This window comes from Streptomyces sp. NPDC090442, assembly GCF_044769405.1.
Taxonomy (GTDB): domain Bacteria; phylum Actinomycetota; class Actinomycetes; order Streptomycetales; family Streptomycetaceae; genus Streptomyces.
The window spans coordinates 125,527-146,396 of record NZ_JBIVXW010000010.1 but is presented as its reverse complement, the minus strand read 5'-3'; the positions used below and the strand labels follow the sequence as shown (position 1 = coordinate 146,396).

Sequence of the window (20,870 nt, the reverse complement as noted above, 5' to 3'; positions counted from 1 at the left end):
GAAGGCGGAAACCCCGCCACGGCGGGACAGTCGACGACGTACGGGGCCGCGCCCGCGGCCTCAGCTCAGGCGGAAACGAAGGCGGCAGATCGCCGCGTCCGTGTCGCGCCGCACCGCATGCGCCAGCACCGCGCCGCGCTGGTTCTGGAGGATCCGCTGCCACAGGTGGGCCGGTTCCACCTCGGGGATCAGGACGGTGATGCGGGCGTCGGGGCGGCGGCTCGTCAGGTCCTGGACGTAGGAGGTGATCGGGCGGCCCAAGGAGCGCGTGGGGGAGGGGAGTTCGAGGAGGTCGACGCCCGGGTTCCAGAGTTCCCAGTCGCGGCGGAGCGCCTCCGTGGCGGGGCGGTCGTCGGGGGTGCCGTAGGTGACGGTGACCGCGATGACCTCGTCGCCGAGGGAGACCGCCGCGTTGAGCGCCTCGCCCGTCAGGCGGGACAGGTGCGAGACGGGCACGACGACCAGGGACTGGGCGCGCCGCGGCGGTTCGGGGACCCGGCCCAGGGCGACGCTGTCGCCGATCCGCCCGTACGCCCGGTGGACGGCCTCGAAGGCGAGGACCAGCAGCGGCAGCGCGATCACGATCAGCCAGGCGCCCTCGGTGAACTTGGTGGCGGTCACCACGATTGCCGAGGCGGCGGTCAACACCGCGCCGAAGCCGTTGAGCAGGGCCTTGCCGAGCCAGCCGGTGGACCGTTCCAGGTGCCAGTGGCGGACCATGCCGGCCTGGCAGAGCGTGAAGCCGACGAAGACGCCGATGGCGAAGAGCGGCACCAGGGTGTTGACGTCGCCGCCGGAGAAGACCAGCAGGACCGCGGCGACCGCGGCCAGCGCGAGCACGCCGTGCCGGTGGACCTGGCGGTCGGCCTTCAGGCCGAAGACGTGCGGCAGGTAGTTGTCGCGGGCGAGCAGGCCCATCAGGACGGGCAGGCCGCCGAAGGAGGTGTTGGCGGCCAGCGCCAGCAGCACCATGGTGGCGAACTGGACGACGTAGAAGGCCCAGTTGTGGCCGAGCGAGGCGTCCGCGAGCTGGGCGAGGACGGTGACGCCCTCGACCGGCTGGAGGTGGAAGCGGCCGATCAGCAGCGACAGGCCGATCAGCATGGCGCCGAGCAGCGCGCCCAGCGCGACCTCGGTGCGCTGGGCGCGCTTCGGGGCCGGGGCGCGGAACGACGGCACCGCGTTGGCGACCGCCTCGACGCCGGTCAGCGCCGAGCAGCCGGACGCGAATGCCTTCAGCAGCAGCAACGCGCCCACGGAGGTGGCGTTGTGGGCGAGGACGGAGGCGTGGCCGTCGGCCGTGACGGTGGAGGCCGGCGCGTCGCGGAACAGGCCGACCACGATCATCGCCAGGATCGAGACCACGAAGACCGCGGTGGGCAGCAGGAACGCCCGTGCCGAGTCGGCGATCCCGCGCAGGTTGATGCCGGTGACCAGGACCAGCACCGCCAGGCAGATCCACACCCGGTACCCGTAGAGGTGGGGGAAGGCGGAGGTGAGGGCGGCGACGCCGGCGGTCACCGAGACCGCGACGTTGAGGATGTAGTCCAGGACGAGGGAGGCCGCGGCCACCAGGGCGGGGCGGCGCCCGAGGTGGGTCTTGGCCACCGCGTAGGAGCCACCGCCGTTGGGGAAGGCGGCGATGACCTGGCGGTAGGAGAGCACCAGGACGGCCAGCAGCGCGGCGATGGCGAGCGTCACCGGGAGGGTGAAGCCCAGGCCGTAGGCGCCGGCCGTGGCCAGGACCAGCACGATCGACTCCGGCCCGTACGCGACGGAGGCCATCGCGTCGAGGGAGAGGGCGGCCAGGCCCTGGAGGGCGGTGAGGCGGTGCCGGTCCTCGGCCGGGCCGGGGGCGGCGCCGGTGGCGTGGCCGGGTGTGGTCGCCGGGGGCGGCTGCTCGGGCCGGTTTGCGGGCTGCGACACCGTCGACATTGTTCGTCGTACCTCCGTGCGGCACTGGCTGGGACCAGCCCAGCGTGCGGGCCGCGACGGCGGGCGGCGAGACACCTTGGCGCGGCCTTGGCGGCCGACGGGGCGATCTTCACGGGATTTTGACGCCGTCTTGTCGCAACTTCCGGTCCCGGCGGCCGCTACCCGGCGCTCACCTGCCCAAAGCGCCCCGGCTCACGCCCCGGGGACGGCGAAGTCGTAGCGCACGCCGGTCAGCTCCTCCGAGGCCGTCCACAGCCGTTCCGCGGTGACGCCGTTGCGGGTCCACGGGGCGCGGAAGGAGCGGGCCGGGGCGCCGCGGAGCCCGTTGCGCGGGCCGATGAAGGCGTCCGGCCGCATGTGCGGGGCGGTGGCCGCGCACAGCGTGCCCAGCGCCCCGCCCTCCGCGGGCTGGGCGATCAGCCGGTTGCCCAGCTCCACCACCCGCTCGGCGCCCTGCCGGTCCTCCATCCGCACCCCCGCGGTCTGGAGGTTGGTGTGCGCGTAGCCGGGGTGCGCGGCGGCCGCGACGACCCGCGAGTCGGCCACCGCCAGCCGCCGGGCCAGCTCGTGGGTGAAGAGCAGGTTGGCGCTCTTGGAGCGGCCGTAGGCGAGCCAACGGCGGTAGGAGGTCTCGCTGTTGAGGTCGTCCAGGCGCACGTCGGACAGCACGTGCAGCATGCTGGAGACCGTCACGACCCGCGCGCCGGGCGTCGCCAGCAGCTTGGGCAGCAGCAGTCCGGTGAGCGCGAAGTGCCCCAGGTGGTTGGTGCCGAACTGCATCTCGAAGCCGTCCGCGGTGGTGCGGTACGGCAGCGCCATCACGCCGGCGTTGTTGATCAGCAGGTCCAGCCGGTCGCCGCAGAAGTCGGTCAGGCCCTCGGCGAACTGCCGCACGGACGCCAGGTCGGCCAGGTCCAGCGCGCGGAACTCCGCCTCGGCGGCGGGGACTTCGGAACGCAGCCGGGCCAGCGCCGTCGTGCCCCGCTCCGCGCTGCGGCAGGCCAGCACCACACGGGCGCCGCGCCGCGCCAGTTCACGGGCGGTGACGTAGCCGAGGCCGCTGTTGGCGCCGGTGACGATCGCCGCGCGGCCGGTCTGGTCGGGGATGTGGCTGGTGTTCCACCGGGTCACGCCGTACTCCTCGGTAGGGGAGGCCCAGCCTACGCCCGGCCCCGGGAGGGGATCCTGGGGGCATGCCCCGCCCGACCCGCCCGGCCCGCCGCCTGCGCGCGCTGCTCGCCGCCCCGTTCACGCCGCGCGCCCTGGCCGCCCTGCTGCACGCCCTGATCGGGCCGGTGCTCGCGCTGCCGGGCGCGGTGCTGGTGCTGGTCGGCCTGCTCGTGGGGGCGGTGCTGTCCTGGACGGCGCTCGGTCCCTGGCTGCTGGCCCTGACGGTGCGCGGCGCCCTCGCCCTGGGGGACCTCCAACGGGCGCTGACCCAAGCCCTGTTGGGAGAGGCGATCGCGCCCGCCGGGCGGCGCACCGCCCCCGGGGCGTTCGGCTGGCGGCGCGCCCTCCTCGGCGACCGGGCCGGCTGGCGCGCGGTGGCCGCCACCGTCCTCGCCCCGCTGACCGCGCTGCCACCGCTGCTCGCCGCCGTCCTCGGCTACCTCTACGGCCCGTTGGCGCTCGCCCACCCCGTCCTGCGCCACTGGAACTACGTCACCGTGCACGGACCCGACGGCTCCGTCCGCCGGGTCGGACTGCTGATCCACGGCGTGGAGTTCGACAGTTGGCCGCGCTGGACGCTGGTCGTGGCGGCCGGCGCGCTGCTGACCCTGCTCGCGCCCCACCTGGTCCGCCGCGCCGACGCCCCGCACCGGATGCTGCTGCGCGCCCTGCTCGGCCCCAGCGCCGCCGACGCCCGCATCCGCACCCTGGAGGAGACCCGGGCGCACGCCGTCGAGGACGCCGCCGCCACCCTCCGCCGGATCGAACGCGATCTGCACGACGGCACCCAGGCCCGCCTGGTCGGCCTGGGCATGCAGCTCACCCTGATCCGCGAGCTGCTCACCCAGGACGCCGGCCGGGACCGCCTGTTGACCACCGTCGCCCGCGCCCAGGACAACGCCACCCAGGCCATCACCGACCTGCGCCACCTCGTCCGCGGCATCCACCCGCCCGCCCTCGACGAGGGCCTGGCCACCGCGCTGGCCACCCTGGCCGCCGACGCCCCGCTCCCGGTCGCCCTGCACACCACGCTCACCCACCGCCCCACCCCCGCCCTGGAGTCCATCGCCTACTTCTGTGCCGCCGAACTCCTCGCCAACACCGTCAAGCACAGCGGCGCCACCGCCGCCGCCATCGAGGTGCACGGCGACGGCCGCGCACTGCTGCTCTGCGTACGGGACGACGGGCGCGGCGGCGCGGTACCCGGCGCGGGGAGCGGCCTGACCGGCCTGCTCGGCCGGGTCCGCACCGTGGACGGCACCCTGACCTGCGACAGCCCGCCCGGAGGGCCTACCGTGGTCACGGTCCGCCTCCCGTATCCGGCCGCGCACCCCGCCGCCCAACGGGCCAGCTGACCCCACCCGTTGACCACTTCCCACGGACAGGAACCATGCGCGTCGTCATCGCCGAGGACTCCGCGATTCTGCGGGAGGGCCTGGTCCAACTGCTGGAACTGCGCGACGTACGGGTCGCGGCCGCCGTCGCCGACGCCGAGGCGCTGCTCGCCGCCGTCGACGCGCACCGCCCGGACGTCGCGGTGATCGACATCCGGCTGCCGCCCGGCCACCGCGACGAGGGCCTGCGGGCCGCCGTCGCCCTGCGGCGGTCCCACCCCGACACCGGCGTGCTGATCTTCTCCCAGTACGTCGAGACCGCCTACGCGGACCGCCTCTTCGGCTCCGGCGCGGGCTTCGCCGGCGTCGGCTACCTGCTCAAGGAACGGGTGGTGGACATCGGCGAGTTCGTCGACGCCCTGCACCGGGTGGCGCGCGGCGGCACCGCCCTCGACCCCGACGTGGTCAGCCAGCTCTTCGGCGCCGTCCGCCGCGCCACCGCCCTGGACGCGCTCACCCCGCGCGAGCGGGAGGTACTGGCCCTGATGGCCCAGGGCCGCACCAACCACTCCATCGCCACCGCGCTGACCGTCACCGAGCGGGCCGTCGAGAAGCACATCGCCAACCTCTTCGGCAAGCTGGACCTCCCGCCCTCGGAGACCGACCACCGCCGGGTCCTGGCGGTTCTGCGCTACCTGGAGGCGGCCCGGTAGCACCGACCGGACCGCCCCAAGAGGCCACTGTCCGCTAGCTGTTGACCTGCGCCGGGCACAGCCGCCGCGGCTGCTTCTCGCCGCGCAGTCGGGCGTCCACGCACCCGCCCGGCAGCCCGTCGTACGCCCGGCCGCCGAAGTTGGCGGTCACCGTCAGCGTCCCGTCCCCGAACACCGTGCGCTGCACGCTCCGGTCACCGGTCAACCACCGGAACGACGTCATCTCCTCCGTCCCCGCGGCCTTGTGCAGCGGCGCGAAGTACTTCTGCAACGCCGCCAGCTCCTTCCCGTTCTCCGCGATCGACGGCCCGTCCAGCACGAAGTTCAACGGCGTGTTGTTGAGCATCGCCAGCAGCGCCCGGGTGGTCTTCTGCGCCGGCAGCTTGTCGTAGGACAGCTCCCAGCGCTCGGCGTTGACCAACGACCCGTGCAGCGCCGTCTCGTACAGCGGCACGCGGTACTTCGGGTCGTACATGGCCGTGGCCAGGTCGGCGGGGAGCGTCACCGGCTTGAAGAAGTTCTTCGGCGCGTTCTGCGGGTAGTAGCCGCCCCAGGTGGCCTTGTCCCGCTCCAGCGGCCACAGCCCGTCGGCGACCGGCGTCCCCGACCCGTGGTCGAAGGCCAACACCCCGTTCGCCCACGGCTGCGCCGACTCCGACCCGAGCACGAAGTCCTTGGCCAGCCGCCCCATCCGGGCCAGCCGGTTCGCCCGGTCCCCGGCCCTGGTCATCTCGTGGCCCGCGCCGTGGTCCCGGAACACCTCGCCGGTCGCGTCCACGTCCAGGAAGTAGCTGTCCGCCCCGTTGGCGGTCATCTCCCGCGTCCGGTCGGCCAGATAGTGCTCGGTCGGCTCCGCCTTCTCGAACGCCCGCGAGCTCAGATAGCACCCGCGCCCCCCGAACCCGGTCTCCGGCGACCCGTCCGCCTTCCGCACGCAGAAATCCGGATACACCGTCCCCGGCCACGTGGACGTGGGGCTGTCCGCCGTCTTCGCGTCCTGCCCGTTGGCGAACGAGTCGTACGGCCCGACGAGGTACCCGGCCTGCTCGGCCGCCCGCACCGCCGCCGCGTCCATCGGGTCCGGCCCGGCGTCGTACCCGAGCCACATCCGGTCCACGCCCGACTTCCGCAGCCGCGACACCCCTTCCGCGGTCCGCGCCTGGCCCCACACATACGCGTGGAACGCGCCCAGCAGCTTCCCGTTCGCCGGATTCCTCGCGATCTTCTCCCGCAGGCTGCCCAACTGCCCGCGCTGCGCGAGGTACGACCGGTAGTCGGCCGCCGGCGCCACCGGGTTCCCGTCCGTCAGCGCGAAGGACACCTCGTAGTCCCGCGTCCCGTCCCCCGCGTCGAAGTCGTGCGCCGCGGTCGCCCGCAGCGCCCCGCCCTCCGACGCGAACCGCAGCGACGTCCCGATGTCCGTCGGCGTCACATAACTCACCCCGTGCCGTGCCCCGTTGCCCCGCGAGGCGTCCCCGCCCATCGCGTACCCCCACAACGGCAACGCCAGGTCCGCCCCCACGTCCACCGTGCTGCCGACCAGCCCGCCGCGCCCGGAGTTCCAGAACGCGTCCCGCACCGGGATGTCCAACCCCTCGCCGCGCGGCACCTGCACGTCCGACGCGGCCCGGTCGGTCCCGGTCACCGGCCAGCTCACCGACTGGTCCCGGTCCGAGCGGACCCGGATCGCCAGCCGCCCCTGCTCCGAACGCGCCGTCACCGTCAGCCCCTTGCCCGGATACGACCAGCGCGCCCCGTCCGCCGTCCGCGCCACCGGCCCGGGCTGCCCGAGCCCGCCCCTCGCCCCCTCGGACAGCACCAACCGCGTCCCGTCCCCGGCCCGCGCGCTCACCGCCAACGTCGCGGTGTCCACGCTCGCCGTCCCCCCTTCCACCGGCAGCGTCAACCGCCCGCCCCGCACCGTCCCGGCCTGCGCACTCCCACACCCGGAAACCCCGAACGTGGTGGCGGTCAACGCCATCGATACGGCAATCACTCGCGTGAGTCTGGATGTCATGGCCATGTAGATAGTGACGGGGTTTAAGAAGGTTCTAAGAAGGGGGGCGAACGGGCCACGGGGAATGGCTGGTTGGCTGGGTTCCCGGCGCCCTTGCCCGTGCGTAGATTCCCAAGCCCGCGCGAGGCAGGTGCCCTGTGTGCTCGGCGCGCGGTGTGCGTATCGATTCCGGCAGAGGGGAGAGCGGCATGGGCCGCATGTGGGAACCCGATCCGTCGGCGCGGTTCCAACGACGGTTGGGGAAGTCCGCGCACGAACTCGACCACTCCGACGGCAAGGACGAGTGCCCGGACATCTGGCAGCTCGACAACGGCGATGTGGCCGTGATCGGCCGGGACCTCACCGCCCACTACGGCCCGAGCCTCCCCGTCGGCGTGCGGCTCGCCGAGGGCGAACGGTTGGTCGTGATCCCCGGGATCATGCTCAGCGCGGCCAAGCCGGACATACCCGAGGCCTGAACTCCGCGCCCGCCGGCGGACGCCGCCCTACCCCTTTCACCCCCGTGCCAGTCTCCGCGCCGCCAACTCCGCGTACACCGCCGCCCCGTCCGCCAGTACCGCATCGTCGAACTCGGCCAGCGGCGAATGGTTGTTGGGGGTGCGCTCCGGGTCCGCGCCGGGCGGCGGCGCCCCCAGCATCGTCATCACGCCCGGCACCTCGCCCAGCACCCGCGAGAAGTCCTCCGACGCCGGCACCGGGTTCGGCCGCCGCACGAACCGTTCCTCGCCCAGCGCCTCCCGGACCGCCCGCGCCACGAAGTCCGCCTCGGCCTCGTCGTTCACCGTCACCGGATACGTCTCGACGAACTCCGCGTCCACCGCCACCCCGTGGGCCGCCGCGATGCCCCGGCACACCTCCACCGTGCCGTCCTTGACCCGCGCCTGCGCCGCCGGCGAGAAGCTGCGCACCGTCGCCCTGAAGGACGCGGTCTCCGGGATCACGTTCACCTGCGTCCCCGCGTGGAACATCCCCACCGACAGGACCACCGGGTCGAACACGTCGAAGCTGCGGGTGATCCACTCCTGCAACGCCGTCACCATCGCACACGCCGCCTGCACCGGGTCCTTGGCCCGGTGCGGCATGGACCCGTGCCCGCCGGCCCCGCGCACCCTCACCCGCAGCACGTTGGACGCCGACATCATCGGCCCGCCGCGGGCCTGGAAGACCCCGCTCGGCACCCCCGCCGACAGCACGTGCAGCGCGTACGCCGCCACCGGCCGTCGCCCGGCCGCCTCCAACACCCCCTCGGCCAGCATGTGTCGGGCCCCGTCGTGCCCCTCCTCGCCCGGCTGGAACATGAACACCACGTCCCCGGCGAGCCGGTCCCGGTGCGCGGCGAGGAGTTTGGCCGCCCCGACGAGCATGCTGGTGTGCAGGTCGTGCCCGCAGGCGTGCATCCGCCCGTTGTCCGCGGCGAAGTCCACGGTGGTGCGCTCGGCGACCGGCAACGCGTCCATGTCGCCGCGCAGCAGCACCACGGGCCCGGGCGCCGCTTCGCCGGCCCCGCCGCGCAACACCGCCGTCACGGAGCTCAATTGCTCGCCGGTGCGCACCTCCAGCGGCAGGCCGTCCAGTTCGGCGAGCACCGCCTCCTGCGTGCGGGGGAGGTCGAGCCCGGTCTCCGGAATCCGGTGCAACGCGCGCCGCAGGCGCACGAGGTCGTCGGACAGGGCACGAGCATCGTCACGCAGGTCCACGGGGTCCTCCTCAGCCGGCGGCCAACTCCCCATTCTTGACCGCCCGGAGGAACGAGGACCACCCCGCCGCGGGGACCGTGACCACGTCCCCGTCGGGCACCTTGCTGTCCCGTATGGGGACGACGCCGTGGGTGGTGGAGTGACCAGGCGAGATTTCAAGGCACGCCCCGCCGTCGCCTTCGCTGTGGGACGACTTGATCCATATGAAGTCGCGGGAGAACTCCAGGCATTGGCCCCCGTTGGCGTCGCTGTAGGAGGACTTGACCCAGGTGGTGGCGGCCAGATCCAAGTCGGGGATCATTCTTGGTACTCCTTCAGCAGTTTCTCGATCAGCGTCAGTGACTTGTCAGGGGCCAGGGCGTGCGCCCGGAGCAGATCGTAGTCATCCAGGGCTGCTTCGACCGTTTGTGCGGAGTCGTGCATTCGTCCTCCTACCCGGGTTTCCGTGTAGAGCACCGTGGGGCTGTCCTTGAATCGCATCACGGTGAATGGCTTAGTGGACGCAGCGGGAGCCCCTGCTGAGAACGGCATCACCTGAATCGTGATGTGGGGTGACTTGGCAGTTTCCAGCAGGTACTTGAGCTGTATAGACATGACATCGCTGTCTCCTACGACTGTTCGCAGGCATGCCTCGCTGAGGATCGCCCACAGGATGGGTGGGCTCTCTCGATCGAACACCTCCCGCCTTCGGCGCCTGGCTGCCACCTTGGCTTCGATCAAGTCCCGGTCCTCGTGAGTGAAGTACGTACCGAAGACGGCGCGGGCGTACGCCTCCGTCTGGAGAATTCCCATCACGAGGTCCGTCGAGTAGTCCAGGATCCGCGAAGCCTTCCGCTCCAGGTTCAGATACGGAACGAACCACGACGGATGGTCCCCCTCGTCGATCCGTTGCAGCATGCCGGTGAACAACTCGCCGGTGCCGAAGGCGAGATCGCAGCCGCGGGCGAACTTCATGCTGGGGCGGGGGAGCATCTTTCCCGCCTCGACTCTGCTGACGTACGCCTCCGAGTAGCCCGCCGCCTTGCCGAGCTGCTTCTGCGTCAGCTTGCGGGCGAGTCTGACCTGTTTGACGTCGTGCCCGAAGCGTTGGAGTGGGTTCAAGCGCGGGGACGGGGTCGTCTCGTCCAAGGCTGTGACCTTTCACCATGGGGTCGTGTCCAGCATCGCGGCAGGCGGCAGACTTGCGCGCCGCCGCTCAAGTGACGCAATTCTATTGCCCGCAGGGCGGGTCGAGTGACCAAATGGCTACAGAACGTGCGGATGGAGGTTGATGAGAATGATGGACGTTTCACCGCGACTTCTGCCGTGGTCGAGCCTGGACGGTAAGCCCTGTTACCTGGTCGGTGAGGGTGGTGGGTTCCTGTCCCGTATGGCGGACGAGATGGAGGAGGCGCAACTCTTCCTCGCCGGTGGGCTCATCGAGGACGCGCAGCGGGTCTTCGCCGCCCGGAGCTGGACCGCCGGAGAACTCCACCTTCTCGCCGTGGAGTTGGCCGAATCGCTGGTGGAGGTGCGACGGGTGGCGAAGAGCCGGGGTGCGCGCCTGCTGGCCGTTTCGGGGGCGGGAGCCTAGGCGCCGGCGCCCGGAACGTCAGCCGCGAGGCCGTCCAGGCGGGCCAAGTCCGCGTCCGTGAGGGAGATTTCGGACGCGGCGAGGTTCTCGTCCAGGTGGGCGGGGGAGCCGGTGCCGGGGGTCGGGAGCAGGGCAGGGGAGCGGTGCAGGAGCCAGGCCAGGGCGATCTGGCCGGTGGTCGCGCCGTGGGCGGCGGCGAGGGCGGTCAGCGCATCGGCGGCGGGACCGGCGGAACCGTCCGTCAGGGCGCCGTGGCCGAGCGGGAACCACGGCAGGAACGCCGTCCCGGTCCGCTCGCACAGCGTCAGTACGTCCTCGGAGGCGCGGTCCAGCACGTTGTAGCGGTTCTGGACGGCGGCGATCGGGGCCAGTTCGCGGGCCCGGGCCAGTTCCGTCGCGCTGACGCTGTCCAGGCCGATGTGGCGGATCTTGCCGGCCCGTTGGAGCTCCAGCAGGGTGCCCAACTGGTCCGCCATCGGGACGTCGGGGTCCAGCCGGTGGAGCTGGTAGAGGTCGAGGGTGTCGGCGCGCAGCCGCCGCAGGCTCGCGTCGCACATGGCGCGCAACTGCTCCGGGCGGCCGGCGAGGTGCCAGACGTCCGGGCCGGTGCGGACGACGCCGCCCTTCGTGGCGACGACCAGCCCGTCCGGATACGGGTACAGGGCGCGGGCCACCAACTCCTCGGCCACGTCCGGTCCGTAGTTGTCGGCGGTGTCGATCAGCGTGACGCCGGCGTCGACGGCCCGCCGCAGCAACGTCACCGACCGCTCGGGGGCCTCGTGGCGCGGCCCCCAGTAGCCGGGGCCGACCAGACCCCCGGTCCCGAACCCCAGCCGCCGCACGGGCAGCGTCCCCCCCGACGGAGAAAGTCATCCGGATATCCATGGCCGGGAGCCTAGATGGCGGCCGCTCCCTAAGATCACCTGGTGCCCTCTGACATATCGCTGCTCACGCTCGCCCTGCTGTGCCTGGCCGCCCTGGCCGCGGGATGGATCGACGCGGTGGTGGGCGGCGGCGGCCTGCTGCTGCTCCCGGCCCTGTTGGTGGGGCTGCCACACACGCCCACCGCGTTCGTCCTCGGCACCAACAAGTCGACCGCCATCGTGGGCACCGCCGCGGCCGCCGTCACCTACGTCCGCAAGGCGCCGATCGACGTCCGCACCGCGCTGCGCATCGGGGGCGCGGCGCTCGCCGGCTCGGTGGGCGGGGCGTTCTTCGCGGCCGGGATCAACAGCGCGGTGCTCCGCCCGCTGATCATGGCCGTGCTGGTCGGTGTCCTGGTCTTCGTCCTCGTCCGGCCGGCCTTCGGGGCCGCCGCGGCGCCCGCCGGCCCGGTCTCCCGGCGGCGGATGGTGGCGGCCGTCCTGCTCGCGGGCCTGGGCATCGGCTTCTACGACGGCCTGATCGGGCCCGGCACCGGCGCGTTCCTGGTCGTCGCGCTGGCCGCCCTGCTCCACATGGACCTGGTCACCTCGTCCGCCACCGCCAAGGTCGTCAACGTCTGCACCAACATCGGCGCGCTGACGATGTTCGCCTTCCAGGGCACGGTGCTGTGGCAACTGGGCGCGCTGCTCGCCCTGTTCAACCTCGTCGGCGGCACGGTCGGCGCCAGGATGGCGCTCAAGCGGGGTACCGGCTTCGTCCGCGGCGTCCTCGTCCTCGTCGTCCTCGTCCTGCTGTGCAAGCTGGCGTACGACCAGTGGTTCGCCGCCTGAGCGGGCGCCGTTCGCGGCCGGCGGACGTCAGCCGTGGATCGGCGTCCGCGCCCTGACGCCCGGGGCCCGTTCGCTGACCTCCGTCACGACCGTCAGCAGCGCCACCGAGTCCTCGATCGCGCGCAGCCCGTGCCGGGCGTGCGGGACCGGCGCGAGGTGACCAGCCGTCAGTTCCTGTTCGCCGCCGCCCGGTCCGGTCAGTCGGACCCGGCCGCGCAGCACCTGGAGGCTGGCCGCCGGCGGCGTGTTGTGCTCGTCCAGCGCGATGCCGGCCAGCAGCGCGATCACGGTCTGGCGCAGCGGTCCGTCGTGCACGAAGAGGTGGGCGCTGCGCCCGTGGGCGGAGGCCCTGGCGTCGTCGAGCTGGTCGCGGACGAGGGTTTCGAGGTTCACCATGGCGCGCGCCTTTCGATGCGGTCCGGGCTGCGGGAGGGGCGACGGCGGGGCTTCCTCCTCCATCGTTCTCCGTGGCCCGCACGGCGCAACCGGGGCGCCGGGAACCGGCCGTCCACACCCCGGGCCCGATGGGACGTCCGGGTGCTTGACCGCCTACGGCGGCCCGCCGTACGCCTGTTGATCATCGGGGTCCGTACGATGCGGCAGGATCCCTTGATCGAAAGATTGAAAGATCGACGGGCTGGAGAACGACACCGTGCGACCCGCAGTCCCCCCACCGACCGCGAAGGCTGTGTGACCGTGGCCGACCCCACCGCCCTGAACGAACCCCCCGCCGCCGTCCCCGCACCGGACGGGCCACCGGCGCGGTTCCTGACCGTCATGACGACCATCGACAGCGAGCAGAAGGCCGAGCGGCTGGCGCGCGGCGCCATCGAGGGCCGGTTCGCCGCCTGCGCCCAGATCAGCGCGCCGGTCACCTCGGTGTTCCGTTGGAACGGCGCCGTGGAGACCAACCAGGAGTGGCAGGTGCTGTTCAAGACGGCCGGCGCCCGCTACGCGGCCCTGGAGGCGTACCTCCTCGACGCGCACGACTACGACACCCCGGAGATCATCGCCACCCCGGTCACCCACGGGGGCGCCGGGTACCTCGCCTGGGTCGTGAAGGAGACGAGCTGACGTGCCGAGCAGAGCACAGTGCCGGACGCGCCGGCGGAGGAGGGCGGTGACCGTCGCCCTGGGCATGGCCTTCGGCCTCGCCGCCTCCCCGGCGGGCCACGCGGCCGGGACCGAACCGGGGGCGCACGGCGTCCAGTCCTCCCACAGCCACCAGTCCCGCCCGCACGCCACCTGGACCAGCAAGGACGCCGCGGCCTTCTGGACGCCCCGGCGGATGGCGCAGGCGGCCCCGCCCGAGCGCGGCGCCGCCGCGGCCGCGGTCTCCTCCCAACAGGCCCCGACCGCCGAGCACTTCGACGGCATCCCGTCCGTCGGCGTGCTGTTCTCCGTCGACGGCGACGCCCGCGAACACCACTGCACCGCCAGTGTGGTGCACAGCCCGCACGGCAACCTGATCCTCACCGCCGGGCACTGCAACCCGGGCGCGCGCGCCGCGTTCGTCCCCCAGTACCGGTCCGGGGAGGACGGCCGGCCCTACGGGGTGTGGGCCATCGAGGACACCTACGCCTACTCGGACCGGGCCACCGACGGGGACGGCGCCGACCTCGACTTCGCCTTCGCCTCCGTCGCCCCGGACGACTCCGGCCGGCGCATCGAGGAGGTCACCGGCGCCAACGTCCTGACCGGGACGCCCGGTTACCGCAACCAGGTCAGCGTCATCGGCTACCCCAGCGTCCACAGCGACCCCGCGGACCGGGCCGTGCGCTGCGCCACCACCACCCGGCGCCTGGCGGGCACCCGCCAACTCCAAATGGAGTGCAACGGGTTCTACGGCGGCACCTCCGGCAGCCCCTGGATCGCCGGCTACAACCCGCGCACCCACACCGGCCGGGTCATCGGCGTCATCGGCGGCGTCAACGGCGGCGGCCCCCGTGGCCCGCACAGCGACCGGACCTCCTACAGCCCCTACTTCGGCAAGGAGATCCTCAGCCTCTACGACCGCGCCAGCAGGGCCGGCGACCGGGAGGAAGAGGAGGGCGACTAGCCCGCGCGCCCAAGGAGGACGGCCTGGCGGTGGTGCCCTAACGGAGCGCCGCCGCCAGGCCGTTCTCCTTGGGGCCGAGGAAGTGCGGATCGGGCCGCAGCACCGCCTCCGCGGTCGCCTTGCCCGCCGCGAGGATCTCCCGCACCCCGCCGTACGCCCAGGTCACGTCGTGCCGGGCGGCGACCCCGACGCCGTACGCGTCGATCCCGGCGGCCGAACACAGCGCCAGCGCCCGCCGGATGTGGAACCCCTGGCTGACCAGCACCGCCCGGTCCACGCCGAAGACGCGGTGGGCGCGCGCACAGGAGTCCCAGGTGTCGAAGCCCGCGTGGTCGCCGACGATCTTCCCCGCCGGGACGCCGTGCCGCACCAGATAGCCGCGCATCGCGTCCGGCTCGTCGTAGTCGGTGCGGCCGTTGTCGCCGGTGACCAGGACCGCGCGCACCGTGCCGGCCCGGTAGAGGCGCACCGCGGCGTCCAGCCGGTCGGCGAGGTAGGGCGACGGCTCGCCGTTCCACAGGCCGGCGCCGAACACCACCGCCACCGGGGCGGCCGGGACGTCGGCGACCGTCCGCACGCGCGGACCCGCGGTGGCGTTCAACCAGGTCGCCGGCAGCAGCGCGAACACCGACAGCGCCACCACCACCTGGAACGCCCGGCGCTGCCCCCGCCGGGTCCGCGGCGGCCGGATCCGCCGTAGCCACCCCAGGCCCGCCCGCAGCCCCCGCATGTCCCGCCCCCGTCTCCCCCGGAGCCCGCCGGCCGTCGCGCCGGGACCCTCCGCGTGCGTTCCCCACCGTGCTCGCTTCCCGCAAGCTGCGACGTGGTGCGGGCTGGCATGGTTGCAGTGCGGGCGGCCCGCTGCCGTCGGCAACGTCACACCGCACCGCCCGTGGAGGACCGCGATGACCACCCAGGCCGAGCGCCTGCCGTTCTTCGTCTACGGGACGCTGCGCCCCGGCGAGGCCAACTACGGCCGCACCCTGCGCGGCCGGACCGTCGCCGAGGAACCGGCCCGCATCTCGGGCGCAGTGCTCTACGAGGGCCCCGGCTACCCCTACGCCACGGCCGGGCCCGCCGACGCCGTGGTGCACGGCACCCTGATCCACCCCCGGCCCGCCGACTACGAGGCCGTCCGGTCCGCGCTGGACCTCCTGGAGGGCTACACCCCCGGCACCCCCGTGGGCGCCGGCAACCTCTACGAACGCGTCGCCGTCGAGGCCGTCCGCCCCGACGGCCACACCGCGCGCGCCTGGGTCTACCTGGCCGGCGAGCCGCTCGCCACCCGCCTGCGCGCCACCGGCACCCCGCTCGCCGACGGCCGCTGGACCGGCCGCGCCGCCCCGCGGTCCCCCGGATAACCTGGACGACTCGTCCCGTACGGGCGACCCGTTCCCCTCCGGGACGCGCCGTTCCGCACGGCCGAGGCGCCAACCCGCCCCCGCAGCACAGCAGAACAGGTGTCACCCGTGGCCTCCAACACCCCGCACACCGCCGCCCACCGCCCCCTGCCCAAGGCCGAACTGCACCTCCACATCGAGGGCACCCTGGAGCCCGGCCTGGCCTTCGCGCTCGCCGCCCGCAACGGCGTCACCCTGCCCTACGCCACCGAGGACGAGCTGCGCCGCGCCTACTCCTTCGCCGACCTCCAGTCGTTCCTCAACCTCTACTACGCGCTGATGGAGGTGCTGCGCACCGAGGACGACTTCGCCGACCTGGCGCACGCCTACCTGGCCCGCGCCAAGGAGCAGGGCGTCCGGCACGCCGAGATCTTCTTCGATCCGCAGGCGCACACCTCCCGCGGCGTCCCCGTCGGGACGGTGGTCCGCGGCCTGACCCGCGCCCTGGACGCCGCCCCCGAGACCTACGGCATCACCACCCGGCTCATCATGTGCTTCCTGCGCGACGAGAGCGCCGACTCGGCCCTGGAGACCTTCGAGGCGGCCCGCCCCTACCTGGACCGGATCACCGCCGTCGGCCTGGACTCCGCCGAGGTCGGCCACCCGCCGTCGAAGTTCCAGGAGGTCTTCGCGCTGGCCCGGGAGGCCGGCCTCAAGTGCGTCGCGCACGCCGGCGAGGAGGGCCCGGCGTCCTACGTCTGGGAGGCGCTGGACCTGCTCAAGGTGGACCGCGTCGACCACGGGGTGCGCTGCATGGAGGACGAGCGCCTGGTCGCCCGCCTGGTGGCCGACCGGACCCCGCTCACCGTCTGCCCGCTGTCCAACGTCCGGCTGCGGGTCGTCGACGACCTCGCCGACCACCCGCTGCCCGCCATGCTCGACGCCGGGCTGCTGGTGACCCTCAACTCCGATGACCCCGCGTACTTCGGCGGCTACGCCGACGACAACTTCACCGCCGTACGCGACGCCCTCGCCCTGGACGAGGAGACCCTGCGGACGCTCGCCCGCAACTCCTTCGAGGCGTCCTTCCTGGACGACGAGACCCGCGCCGCGTACCTGAAGGAACTCGACGCCCACTGAAGCCGTCACCGGGTGGTGTGCCGGGCCGCCGCCCTCGGACGCGGCCCGGCACACCGCCCGCCCCGGGGGAGAGCCCCTTCCACCCTGTCCCGTATTGCACCGTGATGACCGGGTGCTGCACGCGTACCGGATCCGACATCGAGGGCATGGACAGAGCTACCGTCGCTGTATGACGGGCACACCATCGGCCACCGGGCCCCACGGCGGCCACGACCCGCGCGCGCAGTTCCCCGGCTACACCGCCGCGGACGCCGAACGCTGGGTCCCCGAACCGGACAAGCGCCCCGGACGCACCGCCTTCCAACGCGACCGCGCCCGGGTCCTGCACTCCGCGGCGCTGCGCCGCCTCGCGGGCAAGACCCAGGTCGTCACCCCCGGCAGCGCCACCCCGGACTGGGACGCCAGCCCGCGCACCCGGTTGACGCACTCCCTGGAGTGCGCCCAGGTGGGCCGCGAACTGGGCGCCGCCCTCGGCTGCGACCCGGACCTCGTGGAGGCCGCCTGCCTGGCGCACGACCTCGGCCACCCGCCCTTCGGGCACAACGGCGAACAGGCCCTCAACGCGATCGCCGCGCCCTGCGGCGGCTTCGAGGGCAACGCCCAATCGCTGCGCCTGCTGGCCCGTTTGGAGCCCAAGCGGTTCGTGCCCGCCCCGGACGGCGGCGCCCCCGTCAGCGTCGGGCTCAACCTCACCCGCGCCACCCTGGACGCCGCCACCAAGTACCCCTGGCCGCGCGGCGGACACCCCGACGGGCCGACCGCCACCAAGTTCGGCGTCTACGCCGACGACCTGCCGGTGTTCGCCTGGTTCCGGCAGGGCGCCCCCAGCGCCGCCCGCAGCTTCGAGGCGCAGGTCATGGACTGGTCCGACGACGTCGCCTACTCGGTGCACGACGTCGAGGACGGGCTGCACGCCGGCCACCTGGACCCCAACGTCCTGCTCGCCGACCCCGAGCGCGCCGAGATCTTCGCCCTCGCCGCGGACCGCTACGCCCCCGGCGCCGACGAGGCGGCCCTCGCCGCCGCCCTGGACCGCCTCCTGGACCAGGAGTGGTGGCCGCACGGCTACGACGGCACCGCACTCGCCCAGGCTCGCCTCAAGGACGCCACCAGCCAACTCATCGGCCGTTTCTGCCTGGCCGCCGAGATCGCCACCCGGGACCGCTTCGGACCCCCCGGAAGCCGAACGGGCCCCGGAGGAGCCGGCGAACGGCTCACCCGGTACGCCGCGGAGCTGGTGGTTCCGGCCGAAACCCGGCTGGAATGCGCCGTTCTCAAGGCCGTCGCCGACCGCTACGTCATACAGCGCCCGGACCAGGAAGCGCTCCGCGCCGACCAGCGCGTGGTGATCGCCGAACTCGCCGAGGCGCTGCTCGCCCGCGCCCCCGACGGCCTTGACCCACAGTTCCGTTCGCTGTTCGAGGCGGCCGGCGACGACACCGCCCGGATGCGCGCCGTGATCGACCAGATCGCCGCGCTCACCGACGCCTCGGCGCGTAGTCTTCACGCCCGCCTCACGCGTCCCCCTGGTAACGGTTGGGGCAACCCAGGGTGACCCTTGGGGGGCAGCCCCTCTTCCCCCCTCACGCTCCGTGCGGGACCCTCGTCCACGCACCGGCGCAACGGAACCGGAAGACCGCCCGGCGCATCCAGGCAACGACGTACCGACAGAGCGACACACCGACGAAGCGGTGCGTCAAGGAAGCGAGGAGGAAACGGGGGGCAGCGCATACGGGGGCACCAACGGGGGGCATCGACGGGGGCGTTCACGGACGCGGACGTACGGCACCGCAACGAGGAGGAAGCAAGTGGTCGACGCACACCAGACGTTCGTCATCGTCGGGGGTGGACTGGCCGGGGCCAAGGCAGCGGAGACACTCCGCGCGGAAGGCTTCACCGGCCGGGTGATCCTCATCTGTGACGAGCGCGACCACCCCTACGAGCGCCCCCCGCTGTCCAAGGGGTACCTGCTCGGCAAGGACGAGCGGGACAGCGTCTTCGTCCACGAACCGGCCTTCTACGCCCAGGCCCGGATCGAGCTCCACCTAGGCCAGCCCGCCGTCCACCTGGACCCCGCGGGCCGCACCGTGCGGCTGGGCGACGGCACCCTGATCGCCTACGACAAGCTGCTGCTGGCCACCGGCGCCGAACCCCGCCGCCTGGACATCCCCGGCACCGGTCTGGCCGGCGTGCACCACCTGCGCCGCCTCGCCCACGCCGAACGGCTCCGCGGCGTGCTCGCCTCCCTGGGCCGCGACAACGGGCACCTCGTCATCGCCGGCGCCGGCTGGATCGGCCTCGAAGTCGCCGCCGCGGCCCGCACCTACGGCGCCGAGGTCACCATCATCGAGCCCGAGCCGACGCCCCTGCACGGCATCCTCGGGCCCGAACTCGGCGCGCTGTTCACCGACTTGCACGGCGAACACGGCGTCCGCTTCCACTTCGGCGCGCGCCTGACCGAGATCGTCGGCCAGGACGGCATGGTGGTCTCGGTCCGCACCGACGACGGCGAGGAACACCCCGCCCACGACGTGCTCGCCGCCATCGGCGCGGCCCCCCGCACCGCCCTCGCCGAACAGGCCGGCCTCGCCGTCGTCGACCGCGCCGACGGCGGCGGCATCGCCGTCGACGCCGCGCTGCGCACCTCCGACCCGTACATCTACGCCGCCGGTGACGCGGCCGCCGCCGACCACCCCCTGTTGGACACCCGGCTGCGCGTCGAGCACTGGGCCAACGCCCTCAACGGCGGCCCGGCGGCCGCCCGCGCCATGCTCGGCCAGGACATCAGCTACGACCGCGTCCCGTATTTCTTCTCCGACCAGTACGACCTCGGCATGGAGTACTCCGGCTACGCCCCGCCCGGCTCCTACGACCAGGTCGTCTGCCGCGGCGACGTCGGCAAGCGGGAGTTCATCGCCTTCTGGCTCCACCAGGGCCGCGTGCTGGCCGGCATGAACGTCAACGTCTGGGACGTCGCCGGGCCGATCCAGCAACTGATCCGCTCCGGCGCCCCGTTGGACCCCGACAAGCTGGCCGATCCGACGATTCCGCTGACCGACCTTCTGACGTAGCGTGCCCGTATGAGCGAAGGCCCCACCCGCCCCACTGGTCCCGCTGGCAGCGACCAACCGGTGGCCGACGACACCGGCGCCCCGGCCGTCACCCTCGACGACGTCCGGGACGCCGCCCGGCGGCTGGCGGGCGTGGCCCACCACACCCCGGTGCTGCGCTCGCGCACCCTCGACGCGCGCACCGGCACCGAGGCGTTCCTCAAGTGCGAGAACTTCCAACGCGTCGGCGCCTTCAAGTTCCGCGGCGCCTACCACGCCCTCTCCCGCCTCACCCCCGAGCAACGGGCCCGCGGCGTGGTCGCCCACTCCTCCGGCAACCACGCCCAGGCCCTCGCCCTCGCCGCCCGCGAACTCGGCACCCACGCCGTCCTCGTGATGCCCGAGGACGCCCCGCGCAGCAAACGGGACGCCACCGCCGGCTACGGTGCCGAGATCGTCGCTTACGACCGCTACACCCAGGACCGCGCCGCCCTCAGCGGCCGCCTCGCCCGGGAGCGCGGCCTGACCCTGATCCCCCCGTACGACCACCCGCACGTCATCGCCGGACAGGGCACCGCGGCGCTGGAGCTCATCGAGGAGACCGGCCCGCTCGACGCCCTCCTCGTCCCCGTCGGCGGCGGCGGACTGATGGCCGGCTGCGCCACCGCCGCCACCGCCCTGGTCCCCGGCATCCGCATGATCGGCGTCGAGCCCGAGGCCGGCGACGACACCCGCCGCTCCCTGGCCGCCGGCCACCGCGTCACCATCCCGGTGCCCCGCACCATCGCCGACGGCCAGGCCGTCGACACCCCCGGCGCCCTGACCTTCCCGATCAACCAGCGGCTGGTCGACTCCGTGGTCCTGGTCACCGACGACGAGATCCGCGCCGCCATGGCCTTCGCCTTCGAACGCCTCAAGATCGTCGTCGAGCCCAGCGGCGCCACCGGCCTCGCCGCCCTGCTCACCGGCCGTCTGGACCCCCTCCCGGCCCGCACCGGCGTGCTCCTCTCCGGCGGCAACATCGGCCTGCCGCGCTTCCTGGAACTGCTCGGCTGAGCCGCCCCGCCACCGGCGAAGATCCGCTGGGGGGTTCGCCCGCCCGGAGCTGTCGTACCTCCCCCGTAGAA

The 20,870-nt window shown here is 73.3% G+C and carries 21 protein-coding genes; 12 read left to right on the top strand and 9 right to left on the bottom strand.

Features of this window, described 5'->3' with window-relative positions:
- Window positions 1–60: 60 nt before the first annotated feature.
- Together ACIQU6_RS10385 and ACIQU6_RS10380 are read right to left on the bottom strand one after the other, a co-directional pair.
- Window positions 61–1,935, bottom strand: coding sequence for an APC family permease (locus ACIQU6_RS10385; RefSeq protein WP_403481219.1), 1,875 nt, complete (start codon window positions 1,933–1,935; stop codon window positions 61–63).
- 192 nt (window positions 1,936–2,127) lie between these two features.
- Window positions 2,128–3,066, bottom strand: coding sequence for an oxidoreductase (locus ACIQU6_RS10380; RefSeq protein WP_403481218.1), 939 nt, complete (start codon window positions 3,064–3,066; stop codon window positions 2,128–2,130).
- A gap of 62 nt (window positions 3,067–3,128) precedes the next feature.
- Here ACIQU6_RS10380 and ACIQU6_RS10375 point away from each other — a divergent pair, with 62 nt between their 5' ends.
- Both ACIQU6_RS10375 and ACIQU6_RS10370 read left to right on the top strand, forming a co-directional pair.
- On the top strand, window positions 3,129–4,460 hold the full coding sequence (locus ACIQU6_RS10375) for a sensor domain-containing protein (protein WP_403481217.1): 1,332 nt from the start codon (window positions 3,129–3,131) through the stop codon (window positions 4,458–4,460).
- A gap of 35 nt (window positions 4,461–4,495) precedes the next feature.
- On the top strand, window positions 4,496–5,152 hold the full coding sequence (locus ACIQU6_RS10370; protein WP_403481216.1) for a response regulator: 657 nt from the start codon (window positions 4,496–4,498) through the stop codon (window positions 5,150–5,152).
- A 34-nt stretch (window positions 5,153–5,186) separates the two neighbouring features.
- On the opposite strand, the gene ACIQU6_RS10365 is transcribed toward ACIQU6_RS10370, so the two are convergent.
- Window positions 5,187–7,169: a glycoside hydrolase gene (locus ACIQU6_RS10365; RefSeq protein WP_403481215.1), complete on the bottom strand. Its 1,983-nt coding sequence runs from the start codon at window positions 7,167–7,169 to the stop codon at window positions 5,187–5,189.
- A 188-nt stretch (window positions 7,170–7,357) separates the two neighbouring features.
- Here ACIQU6_RS10365 and ACIQU6_RS10360 point away from each other — a divergent pair, with 188 nt between their 5' ends.
- Window positions 7,358–7,627 (top strand): hypothetical protein, encoded by a 270-nt coding sequence (locus ACIQU6_RS10360; RefSeq protein WP_403481214.1) that lies wholly within the window; start codon window positions 7,358–7,360, stop codon window positions 7,625–7,627.
- Between the two features lie 36 nt (window positions 7,628–7,663).
- Here the strand turns inward: ACIQU6_RS10360 and ACIQU6_RS10355 are convergent, their stop codons facing one another.
- Genes ACIQU6_RS10355 through ACIQU6_RS10345 form a run of 3 tightly spaced genes read right to left on the bottom strand, consistent with a single transcriptional unit; the run spans window position 7,664 to window position 9,994 of the window.
- A complete protein-coding gene (locus ACIQU6_RS10355) occupies window positions 7,664–8,866 on the bottom strand; it encodes a M20 family metallopeptidase (protein WP_403481213.1) in 1,203 nt (400 codons plus the stop codon).
- 10 nt (window positions 8,867–8,876) lie between these two features.
- The gene (locus tag ACIQU6_RS10350) at window positions 8,877–9,167 is read right to left on the bottom strand and encodes a DUF397 domain-containing protein (RefSeq protein WP_403481212.1); all 291 of its coding nucleotides are present in this window, start codon (window positions 9,165–9,167) and stop codon (window positions 8,877–8,879) included.
- The gene (locus tag ACIQU6_RS10345; protein ID WP_403481211.1) at window positions 9,164–9,994 is read right to left on the bottom strand and encodes a helix-turn-helix domain-containing protein; all 831 of its coding nucleotides are present in this window, start codon (window positions 9,992–9,994) and stop codon (window positions 9,164–9,166) included. Before ACIQU6_RS10345 ends, ACIQU6_RS10350 begins: the two co-directional genes overlap by 4 nt.
- A 148-nt stretch (window positions 9,995–10,142) precedes the next feature.
- On the opposite strand from ACIQU6_RS10345, the gene ACIQU6_RS10340 reads away from it, so the two are divergent.
- Complete coding sequence (locus ACIQU6_RS10340) at window positions 10,143–10,439, top strand: hypothetical protein (RefSeq protein ID WP_403481210.1); 297 nt, start codon at window positions 10,143–10,145, stop codon at window positions 10,437–10,439.
- On the opposite strand, the gene ACIQU6_RS10335 is transcribed toward ACIQU6_RS10340, so the two are convergent.
- Complete coding sequence (locus tag ACIQU6_RS10335) at window positions 10,436–11,287, bottom strand: aldo/keto reductase (protein ID WP_403481235.1); 852 nt, start codon at window positions 11,285–11,287, stop codon at window positions 10,436–10,438. The two genes, ACIQU6_RS10340 and ACIQU6_RS10335, sit on opposite strands and share 4 nt — an antisense overlap.
- A 78-nt stretch (window positions 11,288–11,365) precedes the next feature.
- On the opposite strand from ACIQU6_RS10335, the gene ACIQU6_RS10330 reads away from it, so the two are divergent.
- A complete protein-coding gene (locus ACIQU6_RS10330; RefSeq protein WP_403481209.1) occupies window positions 11,366–12,154 on the top strand; it encodes a sulfite exporter TauE/SafE family protein in 789 nt (262 codons plus the stop codon).
- A gap of 27 nt (window positions 12,155–12,181) precedes the next feature.
- On the opposite strand, the gene ACIQU6_RS10325 is transcribed toward ACIQU6_RS10330, so the two are convergent.
- Entirely contained in the window at window positions 12,182–12,550 is a 369-nt protein-coding gene (locus ACIQU6_RS10325; protein ID WP_403481208.1) for a cupin, read from the bottom strand.
- Between the two features lie 300 nt (window positions 12,551–12,850).
- On the opposite strand from ACIQU6_RS10325, the gene cutA reads away from it, so the two are divergent.
- Together cutA and ACIQU6_RS10315 are read left to right on the top strand one after the other, a co-directional pair.
- Window positions 12,851–13,228: a divalent-cation tolerance protein CutA gene (cutA, locus tag ACIQU6_RS10320; protein WP_403481207.1), complete on the top strand. Its 378-nt coding sequence runs from the start codon at window positions 12,851–12,853 to the stop codon at window positions 13,226–13,228.
- 46 nt (window positions 13,229–13,274) lie between these two features.
- Window positions 13,275–14,213, top strand: a complete 939-nt coding sequence (locus ACIQU6_RS10315) for a trypsin-like serine peptidase (RefSeq protein ID WP_403481206.1) — start codon at window positions 13,275–13,277, stop codon at window positions 14,211–14,213.
- Between the two features lie 37 nt (window positions 14,214–14,250).
- On the opposite strand, the gene ACIQU6_RS10310 is transcribed toward ACIQU6_RS10315, so the two are convergent.
- The gene (locus ACIQU6_RS10310) at window positions 14,251–14,943 is read right to left on the bottom strand and encodes a vancomycin high temperature exclusion protein (RefSeq protein WP_403481205.1); all 693 of its coding nucleotides are present in this window, start codon (window positions 14,941–14,943) and stop codon (window positions 14,251–14,253) included.
- Window positions 14,944–15,118: 175 nt separating this feature from the next.
- On the opposite strand from ACIQU6_RS10310, the gene ACIQU6_RS10305 reads away from it, so the two are divergent.
- The 5 genes from ACIQU6_RS10305 to ACIQU6_RS10285 all read left to right on the top strand — a co-directional run bounded on the left by ACIQU6_RS10305 (window position 15,119) and on the right by ACIQU6_RS10285 (window position 20,799).
- Window positions 15,119–15,574, top strand: coding sequence for a gamma-glutamylcyclotransferase family protein (locus ACIQU6_RS10305; protein WP_403481204.1), 456 nt, complete (start codon window positions 15,119–15,121; stop codon window positions 15,572–15,574).
- 108 nt (window positions 15,575–15,682) lie between these two features.
- Complete coding sequence (locus tag ACIQU6_RS10300) at window positions 15,683–16,693, top strand: adenosine deaminase (protein ID WP_403481203.1); 1,011 nt, start codon at window positions 15,683–15,685, stop codon at window positions 16,691–16,693.
- 169 nt (window positions 16,694–16,862) lie between these two features.
- Window positions 16,863–18,248: a deoxyguanosinetriphosphate triphosphohydrolase gene (locus ACIQU6_RS10295; RefSeq protein ID WP_403481202.1), complete on the top strand. Its 1,386-nt coding sequence runs from the start codon at window positions 16,863–16,865 to the stop codon at window positions 18,246–18,248.
- A 253-nt stretch (window positions 18,249–18,501) separates the two neighbouring features.
- Window positions 18,502–19,764, top strand: coding sequence for an NAD(P)/FAD-dependent oxidoreductase (locus ACIQU6_RS10290; RefSeq protein WP_403481201.1), 1,263 nt, complete (start codon window positions 18,502–18,504; stop codon window positions 19,762–19,764).
- A 9-nt stretch (window positions 19,765–19,773) separates the two neighbouring features.
- Window positions 19,774–20,799 carry a threo-3-hydroxy-L-aspartate ammonia-lyase gene (locus ACIQU6_RS10285; protein ID WP_403481200.1) on the top strand — a complete coding sequence of 342 codons (1,026 nt, stop codon included), beginning with the start codon at window positions 19,774–19,776 and terminating at the stop codon, window positions 20,797–20,799.
- Window positions 20,800–20,870 lie beyond the last annotated feature (71 nt).

Bases quoted from the DNA above. Each gene is read 5' to 3' on its own strand.
- ACIQU6_RS10385 (WP_403481219.1), bottom strand. From the start codon at position 1,935: ATGTCGACGGTGTCGCAGCCCGCAAACCGGCCCGAGCAGCCGCCCCCG.
- ACIQU6_RS10375 (WP_403481217.1), top strand. From the start codon at position 3,129: ATGCCCCGCCCGACCCGCCCGGCCCGCCGCCTGCGCGCGCTGCTCGCC.
- ACIQU6_RS10370 (WP_403481216.1), top strand. From the start codon at position 4,496: ATGCGCGTCGTCATCGCCGAGGACTCCGCGATTCTGCGGGAGGGCCTG.
- ACIQU6_RS10365 (WP_403481215.1), bottom strand. From the start codon at position 7,169: ATGACATCCAGACTCACGCGAGTGATTGCCGTATCGATGGCGTTGACC.
- ACIQU6_RS10360 (WP_403481214.1), top strand. From the start codon at position 7,358: ATGGGCCGCATGTGGGAACCCGATCCGTCGGCGCGGTTCCAACGACGG.
- ACIQU6_RS10350 (WP_403481212.1), bottom strand. From the start codon at position 9,167: ATGATCCCCGACTTGGATCTGGCCGCCACCACCTGGGTCAAGTCCTCC.
- ACIQU6_RS10340 (WP_403481210.1), top strand. From the start codon at position 10,143: ATGATGGACGTTTCACCGCGACTTCTGCCGTGGTCGAGCCTGGACGGT.
- ACIQU6_RS10325 (WP_403481208.1), bottom strand. From the start codon at position 12,550: ATGGTGAACCTCGAAACCCTCGTCCGCGACCAGCTCGACGACGCCAGG.
- ACIQU6_RS10310 (WP_403481205.1), bottom strand. From the start codon at position 14,943: ATGCGGGGGCTGCGGGCGGGCCTGGGGTGGCTACGGCGGATCCGGCCG.
- ACIQU6_RS10305 (WP_403481204.1), top strand. From the start codon at position 15,119: ATGACCACCCAGGCCGAGCGCCTGCCGTTCTTCGTCTACGGGACGCTG.
- ACIQU6_RS10295 (WP_403481202.1), top strand. From the start codon at position 16,863: ATGACGGGCACACCATCGGCCACCGGGCCCCACGGCGGCCACGACCCG.
- ACIQU6_RS10285 (WP_403481200.1), top strand. From the start codon at position 19,774: ATGAGCGAAGGCCCCACCCGCCCCACTGGTCCCGCTGGCAGCGACCAA.